Below are 13,833 nucleotides of genomic sequence, written 5' to 3'. Positions count from 1 at the left end.
TTCAGCGTTGTCTGCGGGCTGGTAGCCCGGACAGATGCGCAGCGCCGCCTCCGGGACAAGGGCGGGGGGTCAGAAACGATGGCCTGCGTTCAGGGTTACCGCTTCCACTCCGGCTCTGAAAACCAGCGTCGGATTCGGGCCGCCGAGAGTGGCGTGGCCCTGCGTCACCTGTATCCAGTTGCCTTCCGGCAGGCCGATAATCGTCAACTCTGGCGCAACCACCAGCAGCTCGCGAATCCGCTGTTCGCGAGTTTCCCCTTTGTGGCCTTCCGGCAGCGCGTTGGTGAAGTGGGGGTTAATTTGCAGCGGAAACAGCCCCAGCGCAGAAAAACCGTTAGGGTCGACAATCGGCATATCATTGGTGGTGCGAATTGTTGGGCAGGCAAGGTTAGCGCCCGCGCTCCAGCCGATATACAGCGCCCCGCGCTTCATTACATCCACAATCGGCGCCAGCAGGCCGCGGTCGCGACACTCTTTCAGCAGCTGAAAGGTATTGCCGCCGCCGACGATAACTATCTCCGCGTTCTCAATCGCCGAAACCGGGTCCGCGACGCTGTGAATACCGGTAACCGTAACGCCCATTGGGCTGAAGACGGCGGCGGTTTTCGCGGTGTAATCATCCCAGGTTTGCGTCACCCCGGCAAAAGGGATGAATACCGCGGAACGGCGGCCATTTAGCTGCCCGGCAATGGTCGGCAGCGCATGTTCCAGCCAGGCTTTGCCCGGCAGCGTTGAGTTACTCAATAGCAGCAGTTCCATAATTTCTCCATTTGACCAGATGATTATTCGGGCTGGGATGTTATCACAGGATATCTCACCGCTTGCTGACGTGGCTCACGCTGAGACGCGCTGAGCAAAGCGGAGCGGCGATTTTTGGCGCAGGGATTCTCCGAATTAATCTGGAAAGTACCTCGCAGAGTGACTCTACCGGGCGTGACAGGTTAGCGGGAACCGCTTAGTTTCACGTGATGATTCACAGGCAAGGGAAGGGCTGCGCTGCGCGCTGCAATCGACTTTCCGATCAATGGTTATTAGAGCGCCCTCCCTGGCGCTCTTCGTTTGCCCTTATCCTCTGGCAAAGGCCGCGGCTTCAGCGACCAGCGCCGCGTCCGGACGCACGCCGGTGTAGAGCGCAAACTGCTCCACCGCCTGCAGGGCAATCACCTCCGCGCCGCTGATAACGTGTTTGTCCCGCTTCTTCGCCAGTTTGATGAGCGGGGTTTCCGGCGGCAGAGCGACCACGTCAAATACCACGTCGGCCCGTTCCACCATCGTCGGGCTAAAGGCCAGGGTTTCGCTTTCCGCACCGCCCGCCATGCCGAGCGGCGTGACGTTAACCAGAATATCCGCCGCGATCCCTTCCGGCTTTGGCTGCCATTGAAAACCGTACTGCTTTGCCAGCACCAGTCCACGATCGCGATGGCGGGCGGCGATAATCACATCGCGGAAACCGGCATCGCGAAAGGCGGCGATGACCGCTTTGCCCATCCCGCCGCTGCCCTGGATCATCACTTTGGCAGAGGAGTCGAGCTGATGGCTGTCAATCAGGCTTTTCACCGCGATGTAGTCGGTATTCAACCCGGTTAGCCTGCCGTCGTCGTTGACGATGGTGTTGACCGAATCAATCGCCTTTGCCGAAGGGGCAAGCGCGTCAAGATACGCTATGCAGCTCTCTTTAAACGGCATTGAGACCGCGCAGCCGCGGATGCCCAATGCGCGGACGCCCTTCACCGCTGCGGCAATATCCTGGGTAGTAAAGGCTTTATAGATATAATTCAGCCCGAGTTTTTCATACAGATAGTTATGAAAGCGGGTACCGAAGTTGCCCGGGCGACCGGCCAGCGACATGCATAGCTGCGTATCGCGATTAATCATGAGCAATATCCTCCGCGTGGGCCAGCAGATACTCTTCCGCCTCTTTTGACCAGATACCGTGGTGACGTTCCATAATCGCCGCCAGCTGCGGGTCGCGAATGTCTCCCAGCGGCGTCAGCGGGAAGTTTTTCCCGGTATAAACCAGCTTCTTACCGCCGCCCACCGCCGGTAAATCCAGGGTGGTCTCGCCCGCCGCATTCAGCCCCAGAATATGGGTCACCACTTTTGCAGTCTGGACTTTTTTTGCCTGCATCAGCGCTACGGCGGCGCGCATATCGTCGGTATTGCCGCCGGAGGTGCCGACGTAGTGAGTGAAGGCGTAATGCACATCGTAAAAATTGATCGGCGCGCTGAACTGCTTATCCTGCGGGCCGGCAAAAAAGTTCAGGCAGCCGTCCGGGGCCAGCAGCGAGGATGCCAGAGTGATGAGCTGTTCGTTAGGGACGAAGACAAAAATATCGTCAAAACCGTGGCCGCCGGAGAGCGCCATCAACGTTTCGCGGCTGGCGTCGTGCCCATCCAGATAGTGAATCAGCGTTTGCGGCTCGGAGGGATAGTGCTGGCGCGCATAGCTGAGTTTTGGCTTATTGGTGTCGGTGACCACCAGCAGCGCCGGGTTGATCGGGCCATGCAGCGCGTAGTCGATAGCCAGCAGACCCATCGGGCCGGTGCCGCCGAGGATCAGGGTGCGCCCCTGCGGGCGAATGCCCATCACATGGTTATAGCTGCCTTCCTGCAGATGATAGTTGGCGTTGAACGCGCCGATTACGCAGGAAAGCGGCTCCACCAGCGAACCTTCAAACCAGGTATCGCCTTCCCAGGTGAGCAGGCAATCCTGCGCCATCACCTCGTCAGGGATCACCACGTGGGTGGCTTCGCCGCCGATCCACGGGAAGGAATAACCGGGGCAGTCCGGGCGATCCGGTAGCTGCAGATTGGCCTGAATCACATAGCGCTGGCCAGCGTGAAACTTATGCTGCCATTTTTTGCCGACGGCGATGATCTCTCCGCAGAACTCATGGCCGATGATGATCGGGTTAGTCGCCACATCATCAGGCACCTTTTTGTGGTCCTCGCCCTGGTTCGCCTCTTTCCACGAAGAGAGGCACAGGCTGTCGGTGACCACCCGGGCGAGAATTTCATCATCCTGCATCGCCGGAAGTGCAAAGGTTTCCAGGCGCAGATCGCGTTTGCCGTACAGGCGCAGGGCTGTTGTTGTTTGCATGTTTACCACCTCACCCCCTTCATCTTTCGCATTACGGCTGTATTGGCTTCCTTCATGTCCCCGGATCACGCAGTGAATCCACGCTCCCAGGGATAAATTCAGTTGCCGCCTCGCCGTACTGCGCCATCTTTGGGGTTAACTTGTTGAAGTAGACCCGGCATCGCCGGGCGGAATAATCAGGACAGGAAGCCCAGTGCGTTACCGATAATCCCCAAACCGAAGAGGGCGAAAATCAGCCAGACCGGGTTCACTTTCTTATTGAGCAGGCGCACCATCAGCAGCGTCAGGCCCAGAGCCAGCAGGCCGGGGCAAAGCTGATCGAGGATGTTTTGTACGGTCATGGTGACGGTTGAGCCGTTGGCGCCCGGCGTTTGCGAGACCACCAGCGGGACGTTGATGGTGGTCCACTTGGTGACCAGCACGCCCATCACAAACAGGCCTAGAATGGAGGCGCCTTCGGTCAGTTTTTGCAGCAGGTTACCGCCCATATCGCTGACGATATTGACCCCTTTACGGAAGCCAAGCTGCAGTCCGTACCACTTCATCGCCAGACGAACCGCGTTGAAAATAAAGAAGAACAGCAGCGGACCAAGAATATTTCCGGAGAGCGCCAGCGAGGCGCCGAGGGCGGCGGTAATTGGCCGCAGCGTGCCCCATACCAGCGGGTCGCCCACGCCTGCCAGCGGCCCCATCAGGCCGACTTTGATCCCGTTGATGGCGCCATCGTCAATAGCGGCGCCGTTGGCCCGCGCTTCCTCCATCGCGACGGTCACGCCAATAACCGGCCCGCAGACTGCCGGAGTGGTATTGAAGAACACCAGATGGCGCTTCAGCGCGGCAACCTGATCCTCCTTCAGCGGGTAGAGGCGCTTGATGGCCGGGATCATGTCGTAGCAGAAACCAAGCCCGTGGATACGCTCGAAGTTGAATGACGCCTGCTGCAGGTTGGATCGCAGAAACATGCTCACCAGGTCGCCTTGGGTAATTTTTTTCTGTTCCATGTTGGGCTCCATCAGTCGTCAAGCTGGTCAAGGGCGGTGGAAGAGGGGGCGGCGGCCTGCGGTTCAGGTTTACGCCACTGCGGGTTGAGCTGGATATAAATCAGCGCGATGATGACCCCCACGCCGCCGAAAGCCAGCAGACTAAAGTCGAGATAGCCGCCCGCGAGGAAGCCGAGAAAGAAGAAAGGCATCAGATACTTCACGCCCATCATGCGCAGCACCATGGCGTAGCCGACCACCACGATAAAACCGCCGGCGATTTGCAGACCGCGGGTGACGAATTCCGGAATGGCGTTGAGCATATTGCTGACCATATCCGCGCTGACAAACAGAGAAACGATGAGTGCGGGAATGGCGACGCGCAGCGCCTGAACGCCCAGCGCCGACACGTGCAGCAGATCGATTGTTCTGAAGCGCGCCTCTTCCGCTGCCTTATCCGCCGCGTGCTGGAACACTACGGTAATGGTACGAGCGAACACGGTGAGTACCTGGCCTGCGGCCGCGACCGGCAGCGCAATCGCTATTCCGGTAGCGATGCTTTGCTGGCCAACGATCACCAGGATGGCGGAAATAATACTGGCTAACGCCGAATCCGGAGACTGCGCCGCGCCAACGTTCATCCAGCCGAGCGCGATCAGCTCCAGCGTCCCGCCGAGCATAATCCCGGTTTTTAGATCGCCGAGAATTAAGCCAATCACGGTACAGGCGATTAATGGACGGTGCGTCTGGAATTCATCCAGCACGCTGCCCATCCCGGCAATACAGGAAAAAATAAATATGGCTATTATTTGTAGGGTACTTATTTCCATAATTTGTCACCTTGAGGGTATAGAAATCCCTGCCTTTTACGGCATTTACACGATGTTCTTCAGGCTGCCTCTTTGTTGACTGCATTCTCTCGCCCCAGTCGCATAGTAATCTATGCTGCTGGTGACTCGCTCATTTGCCGCCGCGATGCAGCCAGAATGCCAGGGTGAAATAAAAGGCGCGTTTTATTATTCTGTAACGGACTGCTCTGCTATTTTATCGAGAATATTAACCGACGGATCTGAGGCTACGACGCGTAAATCAAGTTTAACTCCCAGCTTATCTAACTGCTGAAAGGTATTAATATCCGCTGCGTCTAATGACACCGCTTTGGTTAATTGTTTCTTACCCGGTCGCCAGGCCATACCGCCAATATTCAGGGTGGCTATTTTCACCCCCTGCTGCACCATAGTTAATACGTCCTGCGGGTTTGTGAATAAATAAAAGACCGTTTCGTCCTGATATTGCGGGTTGTGATAAACGGCGACGGCTTTCTCGATATTCACCACATTAACCTTCATGCCCGGCGGTGCGGCCTGGCGAAGCAGCGTGCGGCGAACGTCGTCGTTATACACGTCGTCATTACAGATAATAATGCGCTGGGCGTTGGCCACTTTTGACCAAACGGTGGTGACCTGGCCGTGAATCAAACGGTCGTCAATGCGCGCGAGCGTAATGTTCATCAGAAATCCTCCTCAACGGTTTCCGGTTGCCGCCAGGTGACGCAGCACTGGCTGGCGATAAGTTCCAGGTGTTGGCACAGCGCTTCTGCATTCATCGTTTGCTGATTATCGACCAGCTCCAGAGCCAGCGGCAGCGACAGGCCGCTGATGACCCGGAGCTGCGGGTTGCGCATCGCTAGCCCGGCGGCGGCATTCCACGGGCTTCCGCACTGTAAATCGACGGCAATAAGCCACTCTTCGTCTTTGTGAGTACTTACCAACTTTTCAAGCTTACCGGCGATGTCGCCCGCGTTTTCACCCGGTACAAACTCCACGGCGCTGACGTTGACATCGCCGTAAACCATGCGCACCGAGTCGAGCATGGCGCAGGCCAGCTGGCCGTGGGCGCAGAAGATGACGTTAACCATTTTTCCCCCTTAGCCGCGCGTTTTTCCGCCCGCGATGTTAGTGGTGACTCCGGTGATATAGCTGGCGCGATCTGAGAGCAGATAGCAAACAAAATCAGCGACTTCGCTGAGCCGACCCGAACGACCAATCGGAATCGAATTTTTGCTATAGCCTTCGCGCAGCTGCTCGACGGTAATATTACGGGTCCAGGCCAGCGCCTGTTCGTACTCAGGCGTGCGCAGCCCGGTTTTTTCCAGAATGCCCGGCGCAACGCCCACGACGCGAATACCGTGTTTACCTAACTCTTTCGACCATGAGCGGGTAAAGCTATTCAGCGCGGCTTTAGTCGCGGCGTAACAGCTCTGGCCTTCAGAGCCTTCGAGGCCGCTTTCCGACGAGACGTTAACAATCACGCCGCTGCGCTGTTTAACCATCTGGCGGGCTACCGCCTGTGACATCAGAAATACGCCTTTTTGATTGATATTGACCATTTTTTCGAATGCCGCTTCATTTAATTCATAGCGGCCGGACGGTGCTTTCTCATCGACTAATAAACGCGGGAAGTTGACGCCAGCGTTATTAACCAGTCCGTCAATACGGCCAAAACGCTGAATAATACTGTCGACGGTATTATTCACTTCACTGGCGCTGGAAATATCTGTTGGCCAGAAACAATAATTTTCACCGAGCTGATGTTTATCGCCGCCGTGAATATCGCTCATCTGCACATTTGCGCCCTGGGCTAATAATTCATCGACAATCGCCAGGCCAATTCCTGATGCGCCACCGGTAACAATAATAATTTTATCTTTTAAGTTTAACCACGTATCCATTATCGACTCCTGTTTCTTCAGATAAAGGGATTCCCCGCAGCAGCGCTGCGTGAAATCATATCGTTGTAATTTACTTCAGTAGCGACTCGGCGGTTTCTCGATTCGTCACCAGACAGTTAATATAGTGTCCATTTAAGGCGCCAAGAATACCGGAGTATTTTTCCTCGCCCATGGCGATACCTACCGAATAACGCGCCTGCCTGAGTTTCGCCATCTCAATAGACAGCGTTTTCTCGCTCATGGCGGTTTCTACCAGCGCGCCATCAATATTGTAAAAGCGCGAGCAGATATCACCGGCGACCTGGCGAGCGTTGAGATCGTCGCTCTCTTCACTACCGTAAAACGCATGCCAGTTGGCGCCGTCGCGGATAGCCGGTGAACCGATCCCCACCAGCGCGACGTCCAGGTTATCCCAGTAAGATGCAATGGTTTTAAAGTGCTGGGATTGCATAATACCGTTGCGAATTAATTTGTTATCCAGCAGCGCCGGGAAATCGGCGAGATGCGATTCCGCTTTCAGCTTCGCCGCGGCGCCGTAGGTCAGCGTATTCACGTGGTAGCGGCTCTCCAGCTTGCCGGAGGGGCCGCCGATAATCGGGACGCAGATAACCTGACGGGACTGACTGGCCTGCGGCAGATTCTCCACCAGCGCGCGTACCGCACGCCCCCAGGAGAAACCGACGATATCGCCCGGCTCCAGCAGCCTGTCGACCAATTGTGCGCCATGCAGGCCGATAAGATTGAGCTGATCCTCCTCCAGCAGCGAGTCGCAGGCCGCCACCACCGCCTCCTTGAGGCCAAATTTTTGTTTCAGCTGCTGCTCAAGCCACAGATTTTCGTTGTAGTCATAGTTGATGGCGATAGTGACGATGCCCTGCTCGCGGCCGCGCTTCAGCAGACGGCTGATGGTGGTGCGGTATATCCCCAGCTCGCGGGCAATCTGCGCCTGGGTCATATCCTGCTCATAATAGAGCTGGGCGATTTTTACGATCAGACGAATATCGTCGCTGTTTTCCATCGTCACTGTCGGCTCCTGCACATTTGTGCAAATCAGATATTGGCGCTCACGATCTGATATAACCCCATCAGGCGCCCGCTTTAAAGAAATTTTCCTCTTTTTCATAGCAACCTTCTGACCGTTTCTGTTGCACATTTGCGTTGCTAATCGCCGGTTTCCGGCACGTTTGTGCCGTAAGTGATAAGGGCCTGATTCTGCTTTATTTCGCCGGGCAAAGTTGCTGGGCTTTCTGAAGTACACTTTTGTGTTGAAAGGCGGGACAGATCACATTTAGCGTCAGGCGGCGAGCGCGCGATTCTTTTTTATCGCCTGCAAGGTAGGGTATATTTCGTTTTTAAACAGAAAGCATTCAAGTTTTATCAAGGCGGCAAGGGAGCGACGCCCGGCAGCATAGAAATCTATGTGACTGGGATCAGTGAGTGTAGCCATCGCAGAGACAACTTGAAGGATGAAGTGTTTCAGGAGAAGTTATGCTGCCCGACTCGTCAACCCGACTCAATAAATACATCAGCGAAAGCGGAATTTGCTCGCGCCGTGAAGCCGATCGCTTTATCGAACAAGGCAACGTTTTTATCAACGGCAAACGCGCCACTATTGGCGACCAGGTTAAAGCTGGCGACGTAGTCAAGGTCAATGGCCGGTTGATTGAGCCGCGCGAAGCGGATGATTTAGTACTGATTGCGCTGAATAAACCGGTTGGCATCGTCAGCACTACCGAAGACGGGGAGCGCGACAACATCGTTGATTTCGTTAACCACAGCAAACGCGTATTCCCAATCGGCCGTCTGGACAAAGACTCGCAGGGGCTCATCTTTCTGACCAACCATGGCGATCTGGTGAATAAAATCCTGCGCGCCGGTAACGACCATGAAAAAGAGTATCTGGTCACCGTTGATAAGCCGGTGACCGATGAGTTTATTCGCGGAATGGGCGCGGGCGTACCGATTCTCGGCACGGTAACGAAGAAGTGCAAAGTGAAAAAAGAAGCGCCTTTTGTGTTTCGCATTACCCTGGTCCAGGGGCTGAATCGCCAGATCCGCCGGATGTGCGAATATTTTGGCTATGAAGTGACGAAGCTTGAGCGGACGCGGATCATGAACGTCAGCCTGACGGGGATCCCGCTGGGAGAGTGGCGCGATCTGACCGACGATGAGCTGATCGATCTCTTCAAGCTGATTGAGAACTCGTCTTCAGAGGCGAAACCGAAGGCAAAGGCGAAGCCGAAAACGGCCGGCATTAAGCGCCCGGTAGTCGCGATGGAAAAAACCAGCGAGAAGTCTTCCCGTCCGGCGTCGAACGGCAAACGCTTTACTGCGCCTGGGCGTAAAAAGAAAGGGCGTTAGCGTCTGCCGCGCGTTGGCGTATTTGCCGACCAGGAAAATGAGGCCTCCGCATCCGGTTTGTAAGCCTGCTTTTTCTTGAGCTGGCGGGCTTTCTTAGCCTCGGCTTCGCGCTGGAGCATCAGTTTATCGATGTACTCTTTTTTCACGCTGTTGGTCTCCGCGTTGGTCAGCGGACGGCCATGGGCGATGCGCGCGCGGTCGAGCAGGGTTTTCAGTTCGCGCTGTTCGCGCTCGGTCATCTCTTTTTGAGTGATGCGGGGGAGTGCCATAGTGGTGCCCTCAGTTAGCCTGTGGCTTCAGTGTACGGTAAAGGGGCGGACGTCTCACGGTAAATTGTTGTGCCTCGCAGAAAATCCCGGAGGCGGTGCTGCGCACCTGTCCGGGCTACAAAACCCGCAAGCTGCACGGACCGTAGCCCGGCTAAGCGCAGCGCAAGCCGGGAAAATTACGGGTTGTTAGCTCTCTTTTTCCGTTTTACGCGATTCATCCGCAATCGGCTTCCCTGACCAGTAACCGGCCAGCAGCGAGCCGGACAGGTTGTGCCAGACCGAGAACAGCGCCCCGGGCAGCGCGGCCAGCGGGCCAAAGTAGATTTTCCCCAGCGCGGCGGCAAGGCCGGAGTTCTGCATTCCTACCTCGATCGCCAGCGTGCGGCAGGTGGACTCGTCAAAGCCAAACAGTCGCCCGCCCCAGTAGCCGCCGAGCAGACCGATAGTGTTATGCAGGATAACGGCGATAATCACCACAAAACCAACGGAAGCGATATGCGACGCCGAGCCTGCCACCACGGCGCAGATAATCGCCAGAATGCAGACCATCGAAAAGGCCGGGAGAAACGGTTCCACCGCCTTCACCACTTTCGGCAGCAGATGATGCACCGCCAGCCCCAGTGCAATTGGGATCACCACAATTTGCAGAATGCTGAGCAGCATTCCCATCACATCTACCTGAATATGCGCATCCACGTACAGACGCGTCAGCAGCGGCGTCGCGACCACGCCGACCAGGGTGGATACCGAGGAGATGGTGACTGAGAGCGCAACATCGCCTTTTGCCAGAAAGATCATCACGTTGGATGCCGTACCGCTGGCGACGCTGCCCACCAGCACCATGCCGGCGGAAAGCTCCGGCGGCATGTGAAAAATCAGCGCCAGCAGCCAGGCGGCGAGCGGCATCACCAGGTAGTGGAGAAAAATCCCTGCGGCAACCGGCGCGGGGCGGGAAAGCACGCGCTTAAAGTCGTCGACTTTCAGATGCACGCCCATGCCGAACATAATCAGCATCAGCAGCGTCGGGACCCACGGGCCAACGGGAGTAAAAGTGGATGGCGTGTAATAAGCGATAACCGAGAGCAGCAGCGCCCATAATGGGAACAGCCGCGTAAGCGTGGCGAGCATGTTGTTTTCCTTGCACATAAGTTGTGTTTGCTTGTTATTGACCGGCCGGGATCGAGCCCGGCCATAGCTATTGTTTATCGTGCTAAGAAATATTATTCAAACAAATTATGCTCATGTTCCGCTGCGGATAAGCTCCCAGCTGAGTCCGAAGCGCGCTAAATACTTGCGCAGGCGGTCAGCATCGTTAGGATTGGCCTTTTTCTGACGGGATACGGCGAACAGCTCGCGTCCGGCTTCGGAGAGCGAAGCGCTGCGCTGGCAGACCTCCAGCACCGTTTCCAGCTGCCGGCGATCGAAGAGATCGATTTCCATTGCTATGTCAGGAGAAGACGTCGTCAGCTGCCAGCTCTCTTTCAGCAGCATAATCTCCTCTTCCGCAACGGCCTGCGTAATGCGCCCCTGCTCGGCCAGCGTCGCCATACGCGCCACGGATGAGCTGAGTTCGCGAAAATTGCCGCGCCACTGCGCCTGCGGCGAGCAGGCAAAGGCCAGATAGCGCTCGCGGGCCTCTTTATCAAAGCGGATCTGCGTCTGCCGTTCGCTGGCCAGTCGCCGTAGTTCATACTCCACGTTTGGCGCAATATCTTCCCGCCGCTGCGCCAGGCCGGGGAGGGCAAAGCGCCACATATTGATGCGCGCATAAAGATCTTCGCGAAAGCGTCCTTCCGCCACCCACTGCTGCATATCGCGATGCGTTCCGGCGATTAGCTGAAAGTCGCTGTGCGCCTCGTTGTCCGAACCAAACGGGAAAAAGGTTTTTTCTTCAATGGCCTTCAGCAGCATGGCCTGCTCGTCCAGCCCCAGCTCGGCGATTTCATCAAGAAACAGCACGCCGCCGTCGGCTTCGCGTAATAGTCCGGCGCGCGGCGCGACCGCGCCGGTAAACGCGCCTTTGACATGGCCAAACAGCGTAGACATTGCGTTATCGCCGCGCAGGGTGGCGCAGTTAACCGCCATAAATTTTCCCGCCACTAAATGACGCGACTGGCGCAGCTGATAAATACGTCTGGCGAGAAAGGACTTACCGGCGCCCGTTGGGCCAGTAAGCAGGATCGGATCGGTCGATCGGATCGCCACGCGCTCAATTCGATCGATAAGCTTGTTGAACGTCGCATTGCGCGTCTCTATCCCGGCTTTCAGGAAAGAGACCGACTGCTGCTGCTCGCGCTGAAAGCGGCTGGTGAGCGCGGCATAGCGGTTTAAGTCCAGATCGATAACCGAGTAAATACCGGCAGCGATGGCTTCATCCGGTGAGCCTTTCGGCGCAGGACCGGTCTGCAGCAGATTGGCGGGAAGATAGCGCGCCTCCGTCAGCAGGAACCAGCAGATTTGCGCCACGTGAGTCCCGGTAGTGATATGCACCAGATACTCTTCGTTTTCGGTATCAAAGCTGTAGCGGCTGGCGAAGTCGAGAAACGCCGCGTAGACCTCTTCAAAATCCCACGGATCGTTTATCTCGACCCTATGCGGGCGTACTTCGGTTTGCGGCGAAAGCAGGGCGATATCTTCGATCAGCTTTTGCGCCAGGCTTTCATCGTGCGGCTGGTGGATGAGCTCCAGCCTGTCGACAGGAAAATCGGCCTGCTGGCATAGCCCAACGGTGGGCCGCCATTTTTTTAAACGATTAGCCCGCTTGCCGCGTTTATCCAGTACCGTTCCGAGAACGCCAATCACCACCCGACGCTTGTTCATTATTTATCTCATAAGATAAGTATCGATACTAAAAGATAAAAAATTCTCCCGAGCCGGGCAACGGCAAAAACCGAGTTAAAAAATAAATCACTTTTAATCAATGAGATAAAAATTTATTTCGTCACTTTTTCGTCCTGGCACGCATCTGGCAATAACCCTTTCGTTATTTCGCTGAATTCGCAGGGGGTTAAACCCCGCCGGCACGTCAGAAACGGTACTGACCGTCTTTCGGGCGCGTTCCGTCAGCCGATAACCACCAATGGGTTCGATTCCCGATTTCACTCCAATGAAAACTGGTTTGTTAATCATAGAGATACACGGGGTTTTGCGCAGTCAGCACTCCCCACAGCAGGCCGCCGGTAAAGGCGCCGTGCCGCAGGCAAAAGGGAGTTCCCCTGCGACTTCGCCCCTGCACCCGCGCCTGCTTTTTATAAGGAATAAAAAATGGCTAAAAAAATCACTATACGGAAAGGCCAACTGGGACTTCTCTCTCGTCAGGGAGATTACTATCAGATTCTGGAAGCGGGCGAGTATCGCCTGCCGTGGTTCAACGTTCCTGAAGTGCTAATCGTTAACAGGGACGGCAGCGAAGTGCCGGAGGCGCTGGCCGAGTATTTACGGCACTTTCAGGCGGAATGGATCGAACAGTACTGCCTGGCGGCGGACCTGACGGATAACGAGGCCGGAGCGCTCTATAACAACGGCGTGCTGCAGGAAATTCTGCCGCCAGCGACGCGTCGACTTTACTGGGCCGCCGGTGACGAGATGCAGCTGCTACGTCTGGATACCCGGCAGGTTGAGGTCCCCGAGGCGATCATGAACGCGGTGCTGCAGCCGAGACGTCACGGGACGGTAAAAGGTCGCGAAGCGATCCTGACCGTATCGGTGCCAGCCTGGCACGTCGGGGTATTGAAAGTCGATGGTGAGACGCAGTTGCTGCTGCCGCCGGGCCTGAGTGCCTACTGGAAGATCAATCACCTGGTGGAAGCTGAAGTGGTCGATACCCGCCTGCAGGTGCTGGAAGTCGGCGGTCAGGAGATTCTGACCAAAGATAAAGTGAATCTGCGTTTAAATCTGGCGGCGAACTGGCGCTACAGCGATGTGTTGCGGGCTTTTGGGCAGCTGACGAAGCCGCTGGACCATCTGTATCGCGAACTGCAGTTTGCGCTGCGTGAAGCCGTCGGAACGCGAACGCTGGATGAACTACTGGAAGATAAGCACATCATTGATGAGGTGGTGAGCGCGCAGGTAGCCGAGCGCATGGCGGCATTTGGTATCGAAGTCGCCTCGCTGGGCGTGAAAGATATTGTTTTGCCCGGCGACATGAAAGCTATTCTGTCGCAGCTGGTGGAGGCGGAGAAATCGGCGCAGGCGAACGTGATCCGCCGGCGTGAAGAGACCGCGGCGACGCGTTCGCTGCTCAACACCGCGAAAGTGATGGAAAACAACCCGGTCGCGCTGCGCTTAAAAGAGCTGGAAACGCTGGAAAGGGTGGCGGAGCGTATCGATAAAATCTCGGTCTTTGGCGGCCTGGACCAGGTGCTGCATGGACTGGTCAATCTAAAAGGATAA

14 protein-coding genes are annotated in these 13,833 nt (G+C 56.2%); 2 read left to right on the top strand and 12 right to left on the bottom strand.

Features of this window, described 5'->3' with window-relative positions; all coding sequences use genetic code 11:
* Positions 1-69: 69 nt before the first annotated feature.
* From pepE to KO1_RS22860, 9 genes are all read right to left on the bottom strand, one after another.
* A complete protein-coding gene (pepE, locus tag KO1_RS22900; protein ID WP_004109643.1) occupies positions 70-759 on the bottom strand; it encodes a dipeptidase PepE in 690 nt (229 codons plus the stop codon).
* A gap of 306 nt (positions 760-1,065) precedes the next feature.
* Positions 1,066-1,875, bottom strand: coding sequence for a shikimate 5-dehydrogenase (locus KO1_RS22895; protein WP_004109640.1), 810 nt, complete (start codon positions 1,873-1,875; stop codon positions 1,066-1,068).
* The gene (gene sorE / locus KO1_RS22890; RefSeq protein ID WP_004109637.1) at positions 1,868-3,100 is read right to left on the bottom strand and encodes an L-sorbose 1-phosphate reductase; all 1,233 of its coding nucleotides are present in this window, start codon (positions 3,098-3,100) and stop codon (positions 1,868-1,870) included. The genes KO1_RS22895 and sorE overlap by 8 nt, the downstream gene beginning before the upstream one ends.
* A gap of 176 nt (positions 3,101-3,276) precedes the next feature.
* Positions 3,277-4,101, bottom strand: coding sequence for a PTS system mannose/fructose/sorbose family transporter subunit IID (locus KO1_RS22885; RefSeq protein WP_004109634.1), 825 nt, complete (start codon positions 4,099-4,101; stop codon positions 3,277-3,279).
* 11 nt (positions 4,102-4,112) lie between these two features.
* Positions 4,113-4,910, bottom strand: coding sequence for a PTS mannose/fructose/sorbose transporter subunit IIC (locus KO1_RS22880; RefSeq protein WP_004109631.1), 798 nt, complete (start codon positions 4,908-4,910; stop codon positions 4,113-4,115).
* 186 nt (positions 4,911-5,096) lie between these two features.
* On the bottom strand, positions 5,097-5,591 hold the full coding sequence (locus KO1_RS22875) for a PTS sugar transporter subunit IIB (protein WP_004109627.1): 495 nt from the start codon (positions 5,589-5,591) through the stop codon (positions 5,097-5,099).
* On the bottom strand, positions 5,591-5,998 hold the full coding sequence (locus KO1_RS22870; protein ID WP_004109623.1) for a mannose/fructose/sorbose PTS transporter subunit IIA: 408 nt from the start codon (positions 5,996-5,998) through the stop codon (positions 5,591-5,593). The genes KO1_RS22875 and KO1_RS22870 overlap by 1 nt, the downstream gene beginning before the upstream one ends.
* A gap of 9 nt (positions 5,999-6,007) precedes the next feature.
* Positions 6,008-6,811 carry an SDR family oxidoreductase gene (locus tag KO1_RS22865; protein WP_004109619.1) on the bottom strand — a complete coding sequence of 268 codons (804 nt, stop codon included), beginning with the start codon at positions 6,809-6,811 and terminating at the stop codon, positions 6,008-6,010.
* A 70-nt stretch (positions 6,812-6,881) separates the two neighbouring features.
* The gene (locus KO1_RS22860; RefSeq protein ID WP_004109617.1) at positions 6,882-7,829 is read right to left on the bottom strand and encodes a sugar-binding transcriptional regulator; all 948 of its coding nucleotides are present in this window, start codon (positions 7,827-7,829) and stop codon (positions 6,882-6,884) included.
* 470 nt (positions 7,830-8,299) lie between these two features.
* Here KO1_RS22860 and rluF point away from each other — a divergent pair, with 470 nt between their 5' ends.
* On the top strand, positions 8,300-9,172 hold the full coding sequence (rluF, locus tag KO1_RS22855) for a 23S rRNA pseudouridine(2604) synthase RluF (RefSeq protein ID WP_017145134.1): 873 nt from the start codon (positions 8,300-8,302) through the stop codon (positions 9,170-9,172).
* Here rluF and KO1_RS22850 read toward each other — a convergent pair.
* From KO1_RS22850 to rtcR, 3 genes are all read right to left on the bottom strand, one after another.
* Positions 9,169-9,441, bottom strand: coding sequence for a YjbD family protein (locus tag KO1_RS22850; RefSeq protein ID WP_004109613.1), 273 nt, complete (start codon positions 9,439-9,441; stop codon positions 9,169-9,171). The genes rluF and KO1_RS22850 overlap by 4 nt on opposite strands.
* Positions 9,442-9,627: 186 nt before the next feature.
* The gene (gene panS / locus KO1_RS22845; RefSeq protein ID WP_016808446.1) at positions 9,628-10,569 is read right to left on the bottom strand and encodes a ketopantoate/pantoate/pantothenate transporter PanS; all 942 of its coding nucleotides are present in this window, start codon (positions 10,567-10,569) and stop codon (positions 9,628-9,630) included.
* Between the two features lie 111 nt (positions 10,570-10,680).
* Positions 10,681-12,261, bottom strand: a complete 1,581-nt coding sequence (rtcR, locus tag KO1_RS22840; RefSeq protein ID WP_023329119.1) for an RNA repair transcriptional activator RtcR — start codon at positions 12,259-12,261, stop codon at positions 10,681-10,683.
* Between the two features lie 444 nt (positions 12,262-12,705).
* On the opposite strand from rtcR, the gene KO1_RS22835 reads away from it, so the two are divergent.
* Positions 12,706-13,833, top strand: a complete 1,128-nt coding sequence (locus KO1_RS22835) for a slipin family protein (RefSeq protein ID WP_023329120.1) — start codon at positions 12,706-12,708, stop codon at positions 13,831-13,833.

Origin of the sequence: Klebsiella oxytoca NBRC 105695 (genome assembly GCF_001598695.1) — a bacterium.
Lineage (GTDB): Bacteria > Pseudomonadota > Gammaproteobacteria > Enterobacterales > Enterobacteriaceae > Klebsiella > Klebsiella oxytoca.
The sequence above is the reverse complement of the archived record's forward strand: the minus strand, read 5'-3'. Positions and strand labels throughout refer to the sequence as shown.

Bases quoted from the DNA above. Each gene is read 5' to 3' on its own strand.
- pepE (WP_004109643.1), bottom strand. From the start codon at position 759: ATGGAACTGCTGCTATTGAGTAACTCAACGCTGCCGGGCAAAGCCTGG.
- KO1_RS22895 (WP_004109640.1), bottom strand. From the start codon at position 1,875: ATGATTAATCGCGATACGCAGCTATGCATGTCGCTGGCCGGTCGCCCG.
- sorE (WP_004109637.1), bottom strand. From the start codon at position 3,100: ATGCAAACAACAACAGCCCTGCGCCTGTACGGCAAACGCGATCTGCGC.
- KO1_RS22885 (WP_004109634.1), bottom strand. From the start codon at position 4,101: ATGGAACAGAAAAAAATTACCCAAGGCGACCTGGTGAGCATGTTTCTG.
- KO1_RS22880 (WP_004109631.1), bottom strand. From the start codon at position 4,910: ATGGAAATAAGTACCCTACAAATAATAGCCATATTTATTTTTTCCTGT.
- KO1_RS22875 (WP_004109627.1), bottom strand. From the start codon at position 5,591: ATGAACATTACGCTCGCGCGCATTGACGACCGTTTGATTCACGGCCAG.
- KO1_RS22870 (WP_004109623.1), bottom strand. From the start codon at position 5,998: ATGGTTAACGTCATCTTCTGCGCCCACGGCCAGCTGGCCTGCGCCATG.
- KO1_RS22865 (WP_004109619.1), bottom strand. From the start codon at position 6,811: ATGGATACGTGGTTAAACTTAAAAGATAAAATTATTATTGTTACCGGT.
- KO1_RS22860 (WP_004109617.1), bottom strand. From the start codon at position 7,829: ATGGAAAACAGCGACGATATTCGTCTGATCGTAAAAATCGCCCAGCTC.
- rluF (WP_017145134.1), top strand. From the start codon at position 8,300: ATGCTGCCCGACTCGTCAACCCGACTCAATAAATACATCAGCGAAAGC.
- KO1_RS22850 (WP_004109613.1), bottom strand. From the start codon at position 9,441: ATGGCACTCCCCCGCATCACTCAAAAAGAGATGACCGAGCGCGAACAG.
- panS (WP_016808446.1), bottom strand. From the start codon at position 10,569: ATGCTCGCCACGCTTACGCGGCTGTTCCCATTATGGGCGCTGCTGCTC.
- rtcR (WP_023329119.1), bottom strand. From the start codon at position 12,261: ATGAACAAGCGTCGGGTGGTGATTGGCGTTCTCGGAACGGTACTGGAT.
- KO1_RS22835 (WP_023329120.1), top strand. From the start codon at position 12,706: ATGGCTAAAAAAATCACTATACGGAAAGGCCAACTGGGACTTCTCTCT.